The organism is Streptomyces luomodiensis (genome assembly GCF_031679605.1).
Lineage (GTDB): Bacteria > Actinomycetota > Actinomycetes > Streptomycetales > Streptomycetaceae > Streptomyces > Streptomyces luomodiensis.
Map to the genome: position 1 here is coordinate 1,036,071 of NZ_CP117522.1, position 16,280 is coordinate 1,052,350.

The 16,280-nt window shown below is 71.2% G+C and carries 15 protein-coding genes; 8 read left to right on the top strand and 7 right to left on the bottom strand.

What is annotated here, in order from left to right; all coding sequences use genetic code 11:
* Position 1 precedes the first annotated feature (1 nt).
* Entirely contained in the window at positions 2 to 1,465 is a 1,464-nt protein-coding gene (locus PS467_RS04120; protein WP_311034034.1) for an ABC transporter substrate-binding protein, read from the top strand.
* Positions 1,466 to 1,468: 3 nt separating this feature from the next.
* On the opposite strand, the gene dnaK is transcribed toward PS467_RS04120, so the two are convergent.
* From dnaK to PS467_RS04140, 4 genes are all read right to left on the bottom strand, one after another.
* Positions 1,469 to 3,373 (bottom strand): molecular chaperone DnaK, encoded by a 1,905-nt coding sequence (dnaK, locus tag PS467_RS04125; RefSeq protein WP_311034035.1) that lies wholly within the window; start codon positions 3,371 to 3,373, stop codon positions 1,469 to 1,471.
* A gap of 77 nt (positions 3,374 to 3,450) precedes the next feature.
* Positions 3,451 to 4,854 (bottom strand): Si-specific NAD(P)(+) transhydrogenase, encoded by a 1,404-nt coding sequence (gene sthA / locus PS467_RS04130; RefSeq protein WP_311034036.1) that lies wholly within the window; start codon positions 4,852 to 4,854, stop codon positions 3,451 to 3,453.
* Between the two features lie 85 nt (positions 4,855 to 4,939).
* On the bottom strand, positions 4,940 to 5,668 hold the full coding sequence (locus tag PS467_RS04135) for a YoaK family protein (RefSeq protein WP_311034037.1): 729 nt from the start codon (positions 5,666 to 5,668) through the stop codon (positions 4,940 to 4,942).
* 112 nt (positions 5,669 to 5,780) lie between these two features.
* Positions 5,781 to 6,410, bottom strand: coding sequence for a CGNR zinc finger domain-containing protein (locus PS467_RS04140; RefSeq protein WP_311034038.1), 630 nt, complete (start codon positions 6,408 to 6,410; stop codon positions 5,781 to 5,783).
* 56 nt (positions 6,411 to 6,466) lie between these two features.
* Between PS467_RS04140 and PS467_RS04145 the strand changes: the two genes are divergently transcribed.
* Positions 6,467 to 7,435, top strand: a complete 969-nt coding sequence (locus PS467_RS04145; RefSeq protein WP_311034039.1) for a ketopantoate reductase family protein — start codon at positions 6,467 to 6,469, stop codon at positions 7,433 to 7,435.
* Here PS467_RS04145 and PS467_RS04150 read toward each other — a convergent pair.
* A complete protein-coding gene (locus PS467_RS04150) occupies positions 7,407 to 7,871 on the bottom strand; it encodes a DUF2000 domain-containing protein (RefSeq protein WP_311034040.1) in 465 nt (154 codons plus the stop codon). The two genes, PS467_RS04145 and PS467_RS04150, sit on opposite strands and share 29 nt — an antisense overlap.
* A gap of 99 nt (positions 7,872 to 7,970) precedes the next feature.
* On the opposite strand from PS467_RS04150, the gene PS467_RS04155 reads away from it, so the two are divergent.
* Positions 7,971 to 8,465, top strand: a complete 495-nt coding sequence (locus PS467_RS04155) for an Lrp/AsnC family transcriptional regulator (RefSeq protein WP_311034041.1) — start codon at positions 7,971 to 7,973, stop codon at positions 8,463 to 8,465.
* A 246-nt stretch (positions 8,466 to 8,711) separates the two neighbouring features.
* Here PS467_RS04155 and PS467_RS04160 read toward each other — a convergent pair whose 3' ends face one another.
* Together PS467_RS04160 and PS467_RS04165 are read right to left on the bottom strand one after the other, a co-directional pair.
* Complete coding sequence (locus tag PS467_RS04160) at positions 8,712 to 10,139, bottom strand: purine-cytosine permease family protein (RefSeq protein ID WP_311034042.1); 1,428 nt, start codon at positions 10,137 to 10,139, stop codon at positions 8,712 to 8,714.
* A gap of 80 nt (positions 10,140 to 10,219) precedes the next feature.
* Positions 10,220 to 11,137, bottom strand: coding sequence for a flavin reductase (locus tag PS467_RS04165; protein ID WP_311034043.1), 918 nt, complete (start codon positions 11,135 to 11,137; stop codon positions 10,220 to 10,222).
* A gap of 194 nt (positions 11,138 to 11,331) precedes the next feature.
* Between PS467_RS04165 and PS467_RS04170 the strand changes: the two genes are divergently transcribed.
* The 5 genes from PS467_RS04170 to PS467_RS04190 are packed head-to-tail and all read left to right on the top strand — an operon-like array spanning position 11,332 to position 16,200.
* Positions 11,332 to 12,510: an LLM class flavin-dependent oxidoreductase gene (locus PS467_RS04170; RefSeq protein WP_311034044.1), complete on the top strand. Its 1,179-nt coding sequence runs from the start codon at positions 11,332 to 11,334 to the stop codon at positions 12,508 to 12,510.
* Positions 12,503 to 13,111 (top strand): amino acid synthesis family protein, encoded by a 609-nt coding sequence (locus PS467_RS04175; RefSeq protein WP_268970073.1) that lies wholly within the window; start codon positions 12,503 to 12,505, stop codon positions 13,109 to 13,111. The genes PS467_RS04170 and PS467_RS04175 overlap by 8 nt, the downstream gene beginning before the upstream one ends.
* Positions 13,108 to 13,659 carry an amino acid synthesis family protein gene (locus PS467_RS04180; protein WP_311034045.1) on the top strand — a complete coding sequence of 184 codons (552 nt, stop codon included), beginning with the start codon at positions 13,108 to 13,110 and terminating at the stop codon, positions 13,657 to 13,659. The genes PS467_RS04175 and PS467_RS04180 overlap by 4 nt, the downstream gene beginning before the upstream one ends.
* A 16-nt stretch (positions 13,660 to 13,675) precedes the next feature.
* On the top strand, positions 13,676 to 14,716 hold the full coding sequence (locus tag PS467_RS04185) for an alpha/beta fold hydrolase (RefSeq protein ID WP_311034046.1): 1,041 nt from the start codon (positions 13,676 to 13,678) through the stop codon (positions 14,714 to 14,716).
* Positions 14,713 to 16,200 (top strand): aldehyde dehydrogenase, encoded by a 1,488-nt coding sequence (locus PS467_RS04190; protein WP_311034047.1) that lies wholly within the window; start codon positions 14,713 to 14,715, stop codon positions 16,198 to 16,200. Before PS467_RS04185 ends, PS467_RS04190 begins: the two co-directional genes overlap by 4 nt.
* The last annotated feature ends 80 nt before the right edge of the window (positions 16,201 to 16,280 follow it).

Sequence of the window (16,280 nt, forward strand, 5' to 3'; positions counted from 1 at the left end):
GGTGCCGAGACTCGAATGGCCACTGCACATCGTGCGCCGGGTGGTGATCGGCGTGATCGTCGTCGCGGTGCTCGCGGTGGCCGTCCCGCTCACCGTGAACTGGATCGACGAGCGGCAGGCCCGGTGCGGCGACGGCGTCGTCAAGGTGGACGGCGACGAGTGCGTGGGCGTCACCGACGGCTCGTACGTTTTCGCCGCGCATCTGAAGCCCGTGGAGGAGAAGGTCAAGGCGGAGAACGACCGGGTGGACAAGAGCGGCGACAAGTACGTCAGCGTCGCCTACATGACCTCGTTCACGCTGACCGACGACGACAGCAACTCCGCGGAGTCGGTCCGGCACGAGCTGGAGGGCGCGTATCTGGCGCAGTACCGGCACAACCGCGGAGACCTCTCCTCCTCCCCCAAGATCAAGCTGCTGATCGCCAATATGGGCAGCAACGCGCATCACTGGGAGCACACCGTCGACGAACTGATCGACCGGAAGACCTCGGACGACGAGCTGGTCGCGGTCACCGGGCTGGGCCCCAGCGACACCCAGAATCTCGACGCGCTGAGGCAGCTGTCGGACCACGGTCTCGCCCTGGTCGCCAGCACCATGACGGCCACCAACTTCAAGGACATCAAGGGGTTCGTCCGGGTCACCCCGACCAATGTGGACGAGGCGTACGCCGCCTCCGCCTATCTGAAGAGGGAGAAGGTCCGTACGGCGGTGGTGGTCCAGGACGACGCGTCGGACAACGACTACGCCAAGACACTGGGGGACGCCTTCACCGAGGTCTTCCAGGACATCAAGGGCCACCGGCTGGTGGCGGACCGGATGACCTATGACTCCTCGGTGCGCGGCACCTGGCAGAACGAGCTGCGCATCATGCCGGGGCAGCTGTGCGACCAGAAGCCGCAGGCGGTCTTCTTCGCGGGCCGCGGCAAGCACCTCACCCGGTTCCTGGACGCGATCGCCAACCGTCCGTGCCAGGAGCGGACGTTCAAGGTGATCACCGGTGACGACACCACCAACCTCACCGCCGAGGACCTCGCCCACGCCGCCGAGAGCAAGGTGGAGGTGTACTACACGGGTCTGGCGCACCCCGATATGTGGAACGAGGACCCCACCTCCGTCTCCGGCCCCTCGGCCCGCCACTTCCAGCCGGGCGGGTCGCTGGACACCTGGTTCCCCACCGATCAGCGCCAGGACGGCCAGGCCATCATGGCGCATGACGCGGTGCTCACCGCCGCCCAAGGCATCCAGATGGCGGCGCTGGGCGAGGTGACCGGGGAATCGGTGGCCCGGATGTTCCACCAGATGAACGCCCGTCAGCGGGTGCCGGGCGCCAGCGGGTTCATCTCCTTCCAGAACGACGGCAATCCGCGCAACAAGGCCATTCCGATCCTGCACCTCAACGCCAAGGGGCAGGCTGAACTCGTGGAGGTCTCGGCGCCGCGGGGCGAGCCGGACAGGAAGCGGTGACGGTCAGCCGGCGTCCCCCTTGGGCTTCTCGTCGTCGACGATCTCCGCGTCCACGACGTCCTCGTCGGACGACGGGTGGGCCCGGCCCCCGCCGTCACCGGAGGAGCCGGCCGAGGAGCCGGCCGCGGAGCCGCTCGGTCCGCCGCCGGACGAGGACGGCTGGGCCTGGGCGTAGATGGCCGTGCCGATCTTCTGCCCGACGGCGGCGGTCCGCTCGGTGGCCTCGCGGATCGCGTTGGTGTCCTCGCCCTCGAGCGTCTTCTTCAGGTCCGCCACCGCCGCCTCGGCCTCCTGCCGCACGTCCTGCGGCACCTTGTCGGCCTGGTCGCGCAGCAGCCTCTCGGTCTGGTAGACGAGCGACTCGGCCTGGTTGCGGGTCTCGGCGGCCTCGCGGCGCCTGTGGTCCTCCTCCGCGTAGCTCTCGGCCTCCCGCATCATGCGGTCGATGTCGTCCTTCGGCAGCGCGGAGCCACCGGTGACGGTCATCCGCTGCTCCCGGCCGGTGCCCAGGTCCTTGGCCGAGACGTGCATGATGCCGTTGGCGTCGATGTCGAAGGCGACCTCGATCTGCGGCACGCCGCGCGGGGCCGGGGGCAGGCCGGTCAGCTCGAACATGCCGAGCTTCTTGTTGTACGCGGCCATCTCCCGCTCGCCCTGGAAGACCTGGATCTGCACCGACGGCTGGTTGTCCTCGGCCGTGGTGAAGACCTCCGAGCGCTTGGTCGGGATCGTGGTGTTGCGCTCGATCAGCCGGGTCATGATGCCGCCCTTGGTCTCGATGCCCAGGGACAGCGGCGTGACGTCCAGCAGCAGGACGTCCTTGACCTCACCCTTGAGGACACCGGCCTGGAGGGAGGCGCCGATGGCCACGACCTCGTCGGGGTTGACGCCCTTGTGCGGCTCCTTGCCGGTCAGCTCCTTGACCAGGTCGGTGACGGCGGGCATCCGGGTGGAACCGCCGACCAGGATCACATGGTCGATATCGGAGGTCTTGATCCCCGCGTCCTTGATCGCCTGGTGGAAGGGGGCCTTGCAGCGCTCCAGGAGATCCTCGGTCAGCCGCTGGAACTGCGAGCGGGTGAGCTTCTCGTCCAGATGCAGCGGACCCTCGTCGGACGCGGTGATGTACGGCAGGTTGATCGTGGTCTCGCTGGCCGCGGAGAGCTCGATCTTGGCCTTCTCGGACGCCTCGCGCAGCCGCTGGACCGCCATCTTGTCCTTGGACAGGTCGACGCCGTAACCGCCCTTGAAGCGGGTGACCAGATGGTCCACGATCCGCTGGTCCCAGTCGTCGCCGCCGAGGTGGGTGTCGCCGTTGGTGGCCTTGACCTCCACCACCCCTTCGCCGATCTCCAGCAACGAGACGTCGAAGGTACCGCCGCCGAGGTCGAAGACCAGGATGGTCTGGTCGTTCTCCTTGTCCAGTCCGTAGGCGAGGGCGGCGGCCGTCGGCTCGTTGATGATCCGCAGCACCTTCAGCCCGGCGATCTCGCCCGCCTCCTTGGTGGCGGTGCGCTGGGAGTCGTTGAAGTACGCGGGGACGGTGATCACGGCGTCCGTGACGTCCTCGCCGAGGTACGCCTCACCGTCGCGCTTGAGCTTCTGCAGCACCCGCGCGGAGATCTCCTGCGCGGTGTAGCGCTTGCCGTCGACGTCGCCGGTGGCCGGGAACCGCCAGCGGTCCTCGCCCACGTGGCGCTTGACCGAGCGCGCGGTGCGCTCCACGTTCGTCACCGCCTGACGCTTGGCGACCTCCCCCACCAGCACCTCGCCGTTCTTGGCGAAGGCCACCACCGAGGGCGTGGTCCGGGCGCCCTCGGTGTTGGTGATGACGGTCGGCTCGCCGCCCTCCAGGACGGATACGACCGAGTTCGTCGTACCCAGGTCAATACCGACTGCGCGAGTCATCTCAGCACTCCTCCCGGTCTGCCTCCCAGTATCCCAAAAGGGGATATTCCGGATGGCGTACGGAAGCGGGCCGGGATTCAGTCCCGTAGGTGGTCGACCTCGCGCATCTTGTTGGTGGCGTCCAGCGCGGCGACCTTGTAGGACTCGGCGAAGGTCGGATAGTTGAACACCGCGTCCACCAGATAGTCGACGGTGCCGCCGCAGCCCATCACCGCCTGGCCGATGTGGATCAGCTCGGTGGCGCCGGTGCCGAAGCAGTGCACCCCGAGCAGCCGCCGGTCCTCCGGCGAGACCAGCAGTTTCAGCATGCCGTGCGCATCCCCGACGATCTGGCCCCGGGCCAGTTCGCGATAGCGCGACACGCCGACCTCGAAGGGCACCTTCTGCTCCGTGAGCTGGTCCTCGGTGCGGCCGATGAAGCTGATCTCCGGGATGCTGTAGATCCCGATCGGCTGGAGATCGTGGATCGGGTTCACCGGCTCCTGGCAGGCGTGGTATGCCGCGTTCCGCCCCTGTTCCATGGAGGTCGCGGCCAGGGCGGGGAAGCCGATGACATCGCCGACCGCGTAGATGTGGGGGACGGCGGTGCGGTAGTGCTCGTCCACCGCGATCCGGCCCCGCCGGTCGGCGGTCAGCCCCGCCTTGGCGAGATCCAGCCCGTCGGTGAGCCCCTGGCGCCCCGCGGAGTACATCACCGCGTCGGCGGGGATCTTCTTGCCGCTCTCCAGGATGGTCAGGGCGCCGCGCGGATGGCGCTCGACCGCCGCCACGGTCTCGCCGAAGCGGAAGGTGACGGCCAGGTCGCGCAGCCGGTACCGCAGCGCCTCGACGATCTCGACGTCGCAGAAGTCCAGCATCCCCTCGCGCTGCTCGACCACGGTGACCTTGCTGCCCAGGGCGGCGAACATCGAGGCGTACTCGATGCCGATCACCCCGGCGCCCACGATGACCATGGAGCGCGGCACCCGCTCCATGTTGAGGACGCTGTCCGAGTCCATGATCGTCCGCTCGTCGAACGCCACGCTCGCGGGGCGGGCCGGACGGGTGCCGGTGGCGATCACGATATGCCGCGCGGTCAGCAGCTGTTCATGACCGGTCGCGTCGGTGACGGCCACCGTGTGGTCGTCCACGAACCGCCCGGTGCCCGGGAACAGCGCGACCCGGTTGCGGGACAGCTGGCTGCGGACGACGTCCACCTCACGGCCCACCACGTGCCGGGTACGGGCCGTCAAGTCGGCGACGGTGATCTCCTCCTTGAGCCGGTAGCTCTGGCCGTACAGATCCCGCTGGGTCAGTCCGGTGAGATACAGCACCGCCTCGCGCAGGGTCTTCGACGGAATCGTGCCGGTGTGGAGGGAGACCCCGCCCACCATCTCCGTCCGGTCGACGACGGCCACCCGGCGACCGAGTTTGGCGGCCGCGATGGCGGCCTTCTGGCCGCCCGGCCCGGACCCGATCACAAGCATGTCAAAGTCGTTCACGGACCGAGTCTGGCATCGGACGACGGCCCGCTGGAAGAGCGAGCCACCGGTCAACCGGCCTTCGTGGCAGGCGACTTGGGGCGCGCTATCCGGTGTGGGGCCACAGCCGGCCGTGGGCGTCCCGGGCCAGCGGGGTCACGGACGTCAGCAGGACGAGGCCGACCAGTGCGACGGGCAGGGCGGGCGCGGCCGGCGCGGCCCAGGACACCAGAACCCCGCCGGCCGCCGCGCCCACCACCAGGGCCCCCAGCAGCGCGGCGCTGAGCCGGCGCACCTTTCCGCTGCGCGCCGCGTCGACCAGCAGCCCGGTCAGGATGCCGGTGAGATAGGTGGTGGAGAGGCCGGGCGGCCCGATGGCCCGCACCAGACCGCTCTGCCCGCCCATGGCGAGCGCGGCCACCGCCAGCAACCCCAGCTGCCGGCCGCCGACGGGGTGGCCGCCGGCGGTCGCCCATCCCGCCCACAGCCCGCCGAGCGCCACCAGCTCCACCGCGAGCGCGCACCGGGCCCGCCAGACCGGCCGTGGGCCGCGGACGATCCGGCCGCTCAGCAGCGCCCCCGCGATGTAGCCGGCCATGGCGACCGCGGAGTCCCGGGCCCGCGCCGGGTCCGGGGACGCGGTCGACATGCCGAGCAGGGAGAGGTTGGCGGTCATGACGCTGGTGAAGACGCCGCCCAGGGCCAGGAAGCTCATCGCGTCCATCGCCCCGGTCGCCACGGTCAGCGCCACGGCGGCCGCCACTCCCCGGGCGTCGCCGGCCCGGCCCGGACGCCGTCCCTGCGCGGTGGGGCCGGTATCGGTCTGATCGGCCATCGGCAACCCTCCGGCCACCCCGGGTGCCCCCGGCGGCACACCGGAAACACGCGCACCGGACACAGGTGTGCCGGAAAAGCAGGCGCACCGGACACAGGCGCACCGAGGCCGGTCAGGAGCCGGCCGGGGCGGCGGAGGCCCGCCGCCGGCGGTGTTTCGCGGCCTTGGCGCTGTTGCCGCACAGCCGCATGGAGCACCACCGGCGCCTTCGGCCCGGCGTGTGGTCGAGGTAGAGCATGGTGCACAGCGAGGAGTCGCAGGCCCGCAGCGCCCCGCGCCGCTCCGGGTCCCCGAGCAGCGCGATCAGATCGCGTACCACGACCGACTGAAGCTCCCGCCCGGACAGGGGCCGATCGGCTCCGTCGACCGCGACACCGGTGCCGGTGGCCCTCAGCCGCGGCTGCGGCGGGGCGGGGCGCGCCCGGTCGTTGAGCAGCGCCACGGAACCGGCGGACGGGGACCGGCCGTGGACGACCGCCGCCACCACGTCGTACGCCGCCTCGCGCAGCGTCCGCAGTTCGGCGAGGAACTCATCGGTGACGTCCTGGTCGCGCAGGACCAGCCCGACGCCCGCGCACCACTCCCGCAGCCGGTCGAGGGTGCCCAGCCGCTCGATCGGGACGCTGCTCCGCCGCCCGAGGGTCGCGACCAGGTTCAGGGCGAGGCTGCCGGCGTCGAAGCGCAGTGCCCGCAAGCGAACCGTCACCCGCGGCCGCGGGACCGGCTCCGTCGAGGAATCCATGCGCTTATAGTAACCGCCTGAAGGGTTACCAAGCGGCTGAGGGTGAAGGGGACATCATGCGGATCGCGGTCATCGGCGCGGGTGGCGTCGGCGGATACTTCGGCGCGCGGCTCGCCGCGGCGGGGGACGACGTGACCTTCGTGGCACGCGGCCGGCATCTCGCGGCGATCCAGGAGAAGGGGCTGACGGTGCGCAGTCCGCTGGGCGAGCTGCGGGTGACGCCCGAGGCGGTGGTGCCGGCCGTCTCCGACCTCAAGGCCCCGGACCTCGTCGTGGTGGCGGTGAAGCTGTGGGACACCGAGGACGTCGCCCGGCAGCTGGCACCCCTCGCCGAGCGCGGCGCCACCGTCGTCTCGTTCCAGAACGGCGTCCAGAAGGACACGGTGCTGCGGCGCCATCTGCCGGCCGCATCCGTCCTCGGCGGGGTCGGCTACATCTCGGCGTTCATCGAGGAGCCCGGGGTGGTGGTGCACAACGGCACACTGCAACGGCTGGTGTTCGGGGAGTACGACCGCGCCGAGTCCCCGCGGGCCCGCCATTTCCTCGACCGCTGTCTGGCGGCGGGTATCGACGCGGAGATCAGCGGCGACATCGAGCGCACCATCTGGGAGAAGTTCGTCTTCCTGGTGGGCCTGTCCGGCACCACATCGGCGGTGCGCCGGCCGATCGGAGTGGTCCGCGCGCACCCGGGGTCGCGGACCCTGCTGCGCGAGGTGATGCACGAGGTGGTCGCCGTGGGACGGGCCAAGGGAGTGGCCCTGGACCCCGGTTTCGCCGACGACCGGCTCGCCTTCTGTGACGGGCTGCCCGCCACGATGACGTCCTCCATGCACAACGACCTCGTCCACGGCAACCGTCTGGAACTCGGCTGGCTCAGCGGAGCGGTGGCCGAACTCGGCGCCGAGCTGGGGGTCGCGACCCCGCGCAACCGGGCCATCGCCGAGATCCTCTCCCCCTACGCGCTGGGCGATCCGGACGCGGCGGGCGGCGCGGAGGTCACCGCAGCAGGGGCAGCTTCCCGATGAGCTTGCTCACCTTGTTCCGCGGGCCGACGAGGCTGATCGCGAGATAGTCCAGGTCCTCGCTCTTGGTGCCGGCCAGGCTCTCGAGGTACGCGTCGTAGACCCGTGAGGTCTGGGCCTGTCCGGGCATGTCGACCAGGAACAGGTCGTCCTTCCCGGTGGCCTTGGCGCGCAGCTCGCGCAGCGCCTCGGGGCCGGCGGCCAGGATCGAGCAGCCGGCCCACGGCAGCCCCGGGTGGCCGGCTCCGGACCCGTCCGTGCCGTCCGGCCCCAGCAGCTCCGGCATCGCCCGGCCGACGGCGGCGGCCATGCAGGCGGCGGCGTTCACCGCCCGGCCCGCCGGCAGTCCCTCGGCCACGACGATCACCCACTTCAGCTTCGCCTGCCGGGTGGACTGGTCGGTGCGCACGTCCTCATCGGACAGCTGGGGAACGGACACGAGCGGCACTCCTTGTCGATGACTAATGTGGTGGACGGTACCCATCCATCCGTGTCCTGGCGTGGCTCGCCGAATTTCCTCAGGCAAAGGAGCGCTTTCGTGGAACTTGATGCACTCGACCGTGCTCTTTTGCGGGAGCTGCAGAACGATGCGCGCCAGACCAATCGCGAGCTGGCCCTGCGGACAGGGGTCTCGCCGTCGACCTCCCTGGAGCGGGTCCGGGCACTGCGGGAGCGCGGCATCATCAGCGGGTATCACGCCGCCGTCGACCTGGAGGCGGTCGGCCGTCCGGTCCAGGCGCTGATCTCGGTGCGGATCCGCCCGCCGTCCCGGCCGGTCATCGAGGGCTTCCGCGAATGGGCCGCCCGGCTGCCGGAGACCATCGGCCTGTTCGTCACCTCCGGCGCCCATGACTTCCTCATCCACGTGGCGGTGCCGGACACGGGCGGGCTGTACGCGTTCGTGATCGACCGGCTCACCGAGCGCCGTGAGGTGGCGGATGTGCAGACCACGATGGTGTACGAACACGCCCAGTCGCGGTGTATCGACCCCGCCCCGGCCGAGCGCCCCGCGCCCTCCCACCGCAGGCGCTAGGGCGTGTTTCGAAAGTAGCGCCGTCCGCCCGGAGGGCGGGCCCCGCGGCGTCTGGTGCGTGTGATCGCAAGGCGGAGGGTCGTCCTCGTAGTGGGCCTACTCGGACGATCCCGACAACGCGGCGAGCGCGCGTGCCAGGCGTCGCGGGGCAGGCGGGACTTTCGAAACACGCCCTAGGCGCGCGGGCGGGCGGGCGCCACCGAGGTCGCGGTGGCGCCCGCCCGGGGGTACGTACGCCGATGGCGGTCAGGAGCCCGTCGCCGCCGTCGTCTTCTCCGGCCGCGGCTCGGCGGTGGCCGGGGCGTGGCGCACCCACAGCGGCCGCAGCCGGCGGGTCAGCAGATAGAGCACCGCGGCGACGGCCGCCGCGACGAACATGCTCAGATCTCCCGCGTGCGGATGGGCCGAGGCGAACGCCCCGGTGTAGAGGTCGGACCGCCAGAACGGCACCGAGGCCAGCACCCCGCCGCCCCAGGCGACGATGCCCCAGGAGAGCACCCGTCCGCGGTCGTACAGCTCGGCGATCCGGCCGGGGTCACTGCGGCCGCCCACGTGGTAGTCGAGCAGCAGCACGGTGGCGAACGGCGCGATGAAGTACGCGGTGAGGTTGAGGAACACCGCGAACTTCTGCTCGGTCCCGGAGTGTCCCCACAGGCTGATCCCGTACGCCAGCGCGCAGATGAGGGTGACGGCCTGGGTCCGGGTGACCGGCACCTTCAGCGTCTGGACGGAGATGGCGCCGCCGTAGACGTTGAGGAAGTTCTGGGCGAGGGCCGAGAGCCCGATGGCGATCAGGGCGGGGACGGCGAACGGCCCGGTCAGCTGGTGCAGGGCGGTGATGGAGTCGGTGCTGGTGGCGTTGGAGCCGAGGAGCACACCGAGGATGCCGAGCCAGCAGATGGTGACGAAGTTGCCCAGTCCGGTGTACCAGGCGGTGCGGCTCACCACGCGTGGCGTATCGGGCAGATAGCGCGAGTAGTCCGAGGCGAACGGCGCCCAGGCGACGAGGAAGGAGAGGAACCAGCCGCCGAAGGTGATCCAGCCGCCGGTGGAACCGATGTAGTCCGGCGCCTTGGGATCGGCGCCGAAGGTGCCCGCGCCCCGCGCCAGGGCCACCACCGTGATCATGACGAACAGCGGAGTGAGCACATAGGTCAGCACCCGCTGAAGGAAATTGATCATGTTGTAGCCGTAGATGGACACCACCAGCTCGATCAGGGTGAGCGCCAATCCACAGACCCAGAAAGGCAGATGGGTCAGTTCGGAGATGGCCTTGCCGCCGAGGATCACGGTGACGGCGGCCCAGCCGACCCCGGCGAACACGTTGATGTACGCCACCGGCAGGAAGTTGCCGAAGAAACCGAGCGGCCCGCGCGCCTGGATCTGCTGGGGCACCCCCAGCCGTACCCCCATCCGGGACATCACGGCCATCAGCAGTGCGCCGAGCCCCGCGCCGACCACGATCGCGACGACGGCGGCGCCGAAGCTGAGGCCGAGTCCGACCGCGCTGAACCCGAGCAGGATGACGGGGAAGTTGAGACCGGCGGCGAACCAGACGAAGAACTGCGAACTGGGCTTGCCGTGCCGCTCGTTGTCGGGGATGTGGTCGACCCCGAAGGGCTCCACCTTGGTGACCGCGCTGCCGTACACCGGCGCCGGGTCGTCGTGGGTCATGGGGGTGCTCCTGTGCGGGAGGAGGGGACGTCAGGGGGTGGTGCGGGCCCGGTGGATCTGCGGATCGAGGCAGCGGCGTCTCACCACGGCAGGGGCGCGGTGTGGGAGATGTCGAAGAAACCGCCGCCGCTGTAGACCAGCGGGGCCAGCTCCTCGTGGCGGGCGGAGACCACCCGGCCGGTGAAGACGGTGTGGCTGCCGGCCTCCAGCCGCTCGCCGATCTCCACCTCCAGCTGGGCGCAGGACCCGTCGATCAGCGGGGCGCCGAAGCCACCGGGGGTCCAGGACAGCCCGGCGAACTTGTCGTCCGCCTTGGAGGCGAAGGTCTTGGCCACGTCGAGCTGGCCGGCGGCGAGGATGTTGATCCCCAGATGGGTGGCCCGGTGCAGCGCGGGGTGGGTCGCGGAGCTGCGCTGGACGCAGACCAGCACCATCGGCGGGTCCAGCGAGATGCTGGCGAAGGCGTTCACCGCGAGACCCCGTGGCCTGCCGTCGTCGTCGCAGGTCACCACGGTGACACCGGTGATGAACTTACGGTGCACCCCGCGCACCAGGTCGGCGTCGACGGCCGCCTGCTGGGTGGTGGTGATGATCCCGAGAGCCTCCAGCAGCTGGCGGGGGTCCCAGGTCACCCACTCCTCGCTGACCACCCCGTGGTCGAAGCGGGTGAAGGTGGCGCCGGAGACCTCGACCGGCCGGCCGGTGGCCGGCACTCCGAGGAAGTCGCCGGTGTGACTGCCGGTGCTGCGCCAGCGGATCGCCAGCGTTTCGCCGTCCTCCACGATCTCCTCGATCTCGGTACGGAGATCGGGAAAGGCCTGGCGGATGGCGCGGATGGACTCCTTGAACTGCTCTCGGTCCTGGGGGGCCGCGGCGGGGCCGCGACGGCGTACGTAGGCGGGGCTGAGCAGGTCGTCGAGCACGTCGACCTGGCCCCGGTCCCAGACGGCCTGCCAGGTGGAGCGGATGCGGGCGGTGCGGTCAAGAGTATGCGTCATGCCGTGTTCCCTCAGTCAGCTCTTGTATGGCAGAGGACCGTAGAAAGGCCATCAGCTGCTGTCAACACCCTGAGCCGAATGAACCGGAAACGGACCTGGGACTCCCTGACTGAACAGCAAAGACACAGGTCAAAAGTTGTTGCCTGGGCCGTGACCCTTGACGGGGCCAGAAATGGACTCCTAGCCTCCCTGCCATGGCACAGCGTGACCCGGAAGAACAGGACGGACGCTGCATGCGCTTCTCGATATTCCACAACCTCGGTGCCCCGGGCCGTCTCGGCGAGTACGCCGACGTCATGGCCGAGGCACGGGAGTTCGCGGTCGCCGCGGACCAGGCGGGCTTCTGGTCCACCTGGTACACCGAGCACCACTTCGGGCACGAGGCGATCGAGATCACCCCGAACCCGGTGCTGATGGGCGCGGACATCGCCGCGCGTACGACACGGATCCGGATCGGCCAGGCGGCCTCCATCGCCACCTTCTGGCATCCGCTGCGGCTCGCCGAGGACATCGCGATGCTCGACCAGCTCTCGGGGGGCCGGGTCGAGGTCGGCCTCGGCCGGGGGCTGTACGGGCGTGAGGCACTCAACCTCAACGCCCTGGCCGATCCGCGCGACCAGGAGCAGAACCGCGCCCTGTACGACGAGACGGTGGAGGTGCTGCGCAAGGCGTGGAGCGGCGAGTTCTTCTCGCACCGGGGTCGCTTCTACGAGTTCCCCGCCCCCGGGGTGAAGTGGAACCATCCCCTCTCCCCCGCCACCCCGGAGTACACCGAGGCCGGTGTCATCACCAAGATGCAGGTCACGCCGTTTCCGTTGCAGCGGCCGCACCCGCCGCTGTGGCAGGTCATCGACAGCCCCCGCTCGATCAAGGCCGCCGCGGCCGACGGCGTCCAGGGGATGTTCTGGCTGCCGCCGGTCTCCGCGCTCAAGGAGCGGTTCGAGCTCTACCGGGACACCGCGAGCCAGGCGTCCGGCCGCAGCTACGCGCTCGGCGAGGGCATCGGCCTGGTGCGCGATGTGTATGTCGCCGACACCGTGGAGCAGGCACGCGCCGAATTCGAAGAGGCGCTGATGACCACCTACCGGTGGATCATGCACTGGCGGGGGCTGGCCAACCTCATGGAGGCGGGCGAGGAGCTCACCGACGCCCATGAGCTGTCCTTCGACTTCCTCCAGCGGCGCAATCTGCTGGTCGGCACCCCCGAGTACGTCGCGGAGAAGATCGCCGAACTGCGCGACGAGGTGGGCCTGGAACATCTGCTGCTGTGGACCACCCACCCCGGTCTGCCGCACCGCAACGCCATGCGCAGCCTGGAGCTGTTCGCCGAGAAGGTCATGCCGCAGTTCACCACCGGCGGCGCTCATGGCTGAGGCGCTGCTGCGCAAGGTCGTCACCGTCACCGATGAGCTGCTGCTGGAGCTCGGCCGCCCGGTCGCGGTGCCGGTGCGCCGGGCCGCGGCGGCCGCGGTGATCCGCAACCCCTGGGCCGGTGCCGGCTTCGTCGCCGATCTGGGGCCCGAGGTCGAGCGGATCGCACCGGGGCTGGCCCGGCTGCTCACCGGCCGGATCAGCGAGGCGCTGGGCGGGGTCGACCGGATCGAGTCCTTCGGCAAGGCCGCGATCGTGGGGCTGGACGGGGAGATCGAGCACGGCGGCGCGCTGATCCACACCCCCTTCTTCGGCAATGTCCTGCGTGAGCTGACCGAGGGCACCTCGATCATCGTCTTCAGCGACGACCGGCTCGCGGCCGGTGAGCCGCTGACCGTGCCGCTGTGGCACAAGACCGCGGCCGCGACCCGCTCGCACTACCTGACCTGCCAGATCCGCATACCCGACGCGCCCCGCCCGGACGAGATCGTCGTCATCGCGGCCGGGGCGTCCGGCCCACGCCCGAACGCCCGGATCGGGGACCGCTCCACCGACCCCCTCATCCGCCTCGCCGACCTGGACGACCTGGAGACCGTGACGTGAACCTCCGCAAGATCATCACCTTGACCGAGGACATCCACAGCGAGGGCGGCCGCCCGGTGGACCCGCCGGCCCGTACGGCGGTGGTGCTCGCCGTCATCGAGAACCCGTGGGCCGGACAGGGCTTCGTGGCCGATCTGCTGCCCGGGATCGACGAGGTGGCGCCGAAACTCGGCGAGCTGCTGGCCCCGCGCGTGGTCGAGGCGCTGGGCGCGCCGGTGGAGGCGTACGGGAAGGCCGCGATCGTGGGGCTGGACGGGGAGATCGAGCACGGCTCCGGGCTGATCCACACCCTCAAGTTCGGCGACCACTTCCGGCGGGCGGCGAACGCGACGACCCTGCTGCCGGCCGTGGAGAAGCGGGCCGCCGCGGGAACGGTCTTCGACATTCCGCTCAAGCACGTCACCGACGCCACCATCCGCTCGCACCACCAGAGCATCGAGGTGCGGGTGGCGGACGCGCCGCGCGCCGACGAGATCGTCATCGGGCTCGCGGCGGCCGCCCAGGGCCGCCCCCAGGCCCGGCTGGCCCCGCTGTCGACGGAGCGGTGAGCGCATGGTGAGTGACATGGGCAGGTCCCCTGCGGGCGCGCGGGCGCGCGTCCCGGCCTCCCGGGCCGGGCACCGCCCCGCCGCGGCGGCCACGGCCGGCACCGAGCCGTCGGCGCGCACACCTCAGGCGCGCGCCGCGGACGCGCCCGCGGACCCTCCCCGCGCTGCGGCGCGACCGGAAGGCCCCCGCCGGGCGGCGCGGGCCGGTGCCCCGGTGCCGGTGGCGCTGAGCCACGAAGTCCACGGCGACGGCCCCGGGCTGGTGCTGCTGCACGGCGTGGGTCTCGACCGCCGGATGTGGGACCGCTGTCTGCCGGCTCTCGCGGCCCGGCACCGGGTCACGCTGGTCGATCTGCGCGGCCACGGCGACTCCCCGCCCGCGGCGGCCGGGGTGTCCCTCGCCGAGCTGGCCGCGGATGTCGGGGCGCTGCTGAGCGGTCCCACGCATGTCGTCGGCTTCTCGCTCGGCGCCCTGGTCGCCCAGCGGCTGGGGCTGGACCGGCCGGACCTCACCGCCTCGCTCACCCTGGTCAGCTCGGTCGCGGACCGGTCGGCCGAGGAGCGGGCCGCGGTGGCCCGCCGCCAGGAGCTGGCCGCCCAGGACTTCGGGGCGTCCGCGCGGGCGGCGGTCGACCGCTGGTTCTCGCCCGCCTGGCGGGAGCGGGAGCCCCAGCTGGCGCGGCAGGTGCTCGACACCCTGCTGGCCAACGACCGGGCCTGCTACCTCGCCTGTTACCGGGTCTTCGGGACGGCCGACGGCGAGCTGTGGCCGGGGCTGCCCCGGATCGCCGCCCCCACCGTGGCGGTGACCGGCGAGCGGGACCCCGGTTCGACCCCGGCCATGTCGCACCGGCTGGCCGAGCGGATCCCCGGCGGCCGGGCGGTGATCGTGGCCGGCGCCCGCCACCTGCTGCCGCTGGAGTGCCCCCAGGAGCTCACCGACGTGATCCTCGCCCACACCGGAAACGCCGCCGGAAACCCCACCGGAGCCCCCGCCGGAAACCCCAGCGGAGCCGCAACCGGAACCCCCACCGGACAGGAGTCCCACCGCTCATGAACCCCCTGCCGCGCCATGACCACTACATCGCGGGCGAGTGGACCGCCCCCGCCGACGGCGGCTACTTCACCAGCCTCAACCCGGCCACCGCCGAGCCCTGGTACGAGGCGGCGAGCGGCACCGCCGCCGATGTGGACCGCGCGGTGGGTGCCGCCCGCGCCGCCTTCGAGGATCCGCGCTGGCGCGATCTGAGCCAGACCCGGCGCGGGCGGCTGCTGCGGAACCTGGGCGATCTGATCGGCGAGCACGCCGAGCGGCTGGCCCGTACCGAGACCCTCGACAACGGCAAGCTGCTGCGCGAGATGCGGGCCCAACTCGCCGGACTGCCGGAGTACTTCTACTACTACGCGGGACTCGCCGACAAGATCCAGGGCGAGGTGATCCCCGGGGCGAGCCGCGAGCTGCTCAACTACACCCTGCGCGAACCGGTGGGCGTGGTCGGCGCCATCACCCCCTGGAACTCCCCGCTGCTGCTCACCGCCACCAAGCTCGCGCCGGCGCTGGCCGCCGGGAACACGGTGGTGGTCAAGCCCTCGGAGCACACCTCGGCCTCGCTGCTGGCGCTGGCGCCGCTCTTCGCGGAGGCGGGTTTCCCGCCGGGGGTGGTCAATGTGGTCACCGGGTACGGCCCGGACGCGGGCGGACCGCTCACCGAGCACCCGGACGTGGCCAAGGTGACCTTCACCGGCTCCTCGGAGACCGGCCGCCGGATCGCCCGGACCTGCGCCGACCGGCTGATCCGCTGCACCCTGGAGCTCGGCGGCAAGTCGCCCAACATCATCTTTCCGGACGCCGACCTCGGCTCGGCCGCCATGGGGGTGATCGCGGGGATCTTCGCGGCCGCCGGCCAGACCTGTGTGGCGGGCAGCCGGGTGCTGGTGCACCGGGAGGTGTACGACGAGGTACTGGAGCGGGTGACGGCACGGGCGGCCACGATCCGGATCGGCGATCCGCTGGCGGAGACCACCGAACTCGGCCCGCTCGCCATCGCCGAGCAGCTGGACAAGGTCGAGTCCTACGTCGAGCTGGGGCGGGCCGAGGGCGGAAAGGTGGTCTGCGGCGGCAGCCGGCCCCGAACCGGCCTCGCCGGGTACTTCTACTCCCCCACCGTCTTCACCGGCACCGACAACGGGATGCGGATCTGCCAGGAGGAGATCTTCGGGCCGGTCGCGACCGTGCTGCCCTTCGACTCCGAGGAGGAGGCCCTGGCGATCGCCAACGACTCCGCGTACGGCCTGGCGGCGGGCGTGTGGACCCGGGATGTGAACCGGGTGCACCGGATGGCCGCGCGGCTGGAGGCCGGGACGGTGTGGGCGAACACCTACCGCTCGATGTCACCGATGTCCCCCCGGGCCGGGTTCAAGACCAGCGGGATGGGGACCGAGCACGGCACGGAGGTGATCCGGGAGTACACCCGGCTGAAGAGCGTCTGGATCAACACCAGCGAGGAGCCGGCCGGGGATCCGTTCATCCTGCGGTCCTGAGCCGAGCCGGCTACCCGGAAGAGGGTTCTTGTATGGCACAACACCCGAGTATGTCCGCGGCTGCCGCCACGGTCCCGTCC

What these genes read in the sequence shown, in the direction of transcription:
- dnaK (WP_311034035.1), bottom strand. Translation starts at nt 3,373, where the DNA reads ATGACTCGCGCAGTCGGTATTGACCTGGGTACGACGAACTCGGTCGTA.
- PS467_RS04135 (WP_311034037.1), bottom strand. Translation starts at nt 5,668, where the DNA reads ATGGCCGATCAGACCGATACCGGCCCCACCGCGCAGGGACGGCGTCCG.
- PS467_RS04140 (WP_311034038.1), bottom strand. Translation starts at nt 6,410, where the DNA reads ATGGATTCCTCGACGGAGCCGGTCCCGCGGCCGCGGGTGACGGTTCGC.
- PS467_RS04145 (WP_311034039.1), top strand. Translation starts at nt 6,467, where the DNA reads ATGCGGATCGCGGTCATCGGCGCGGGTGGCGTCGGCGGATACTTCGGC.
- PS467_RS04160 (WP_311034042.1), bottom strand. Translation starts at nt 10,139, where the DNA reads ATGACCCACGACGACCCGGCGCCGGTGTACGGCAGCGCGGTCACCAAG.
- PS467_RS04165 (WP_311034043.1), bottom strand. Translation starts at nt 11,137, where the DNA reads ATGACGCATACTCTTGACCGCACCGCCCGCATCCGCTCCACCTGGCAG.
- PS467_RS04170 (WP_311034044.1), top strand. Translation starts at nt 11,332, where the DNA reads ATGGCACAGCGTGACCCGGAAGAACAGGACGGACGCTGCATGCGCTTC.
- PS467_RS04175 (WP_268970073.1), top strand. Translation starts at nt 12,503, where the DNA reads ATGGCTGAGGCGCTGCTGCGCAAGGTCGTCACCGTCACCGATGAGCTG.
- PS467_RS04185 (WP_311034046.1), top strand. Translation starts at nt 13,676, where the DNA reads ATGGGCAGGTCCCCTGCGGGCGCGCGGGCGCGCGTCCCGGCCTCCCGG.
- PS467_RS04190 (WP_311034047.1), top strand. Translation starts at nt 14,713, where the DNA reads ATGAACCCCCTGCCGCGCCATGACCACTACATCGCGGGCGAGTGGACC.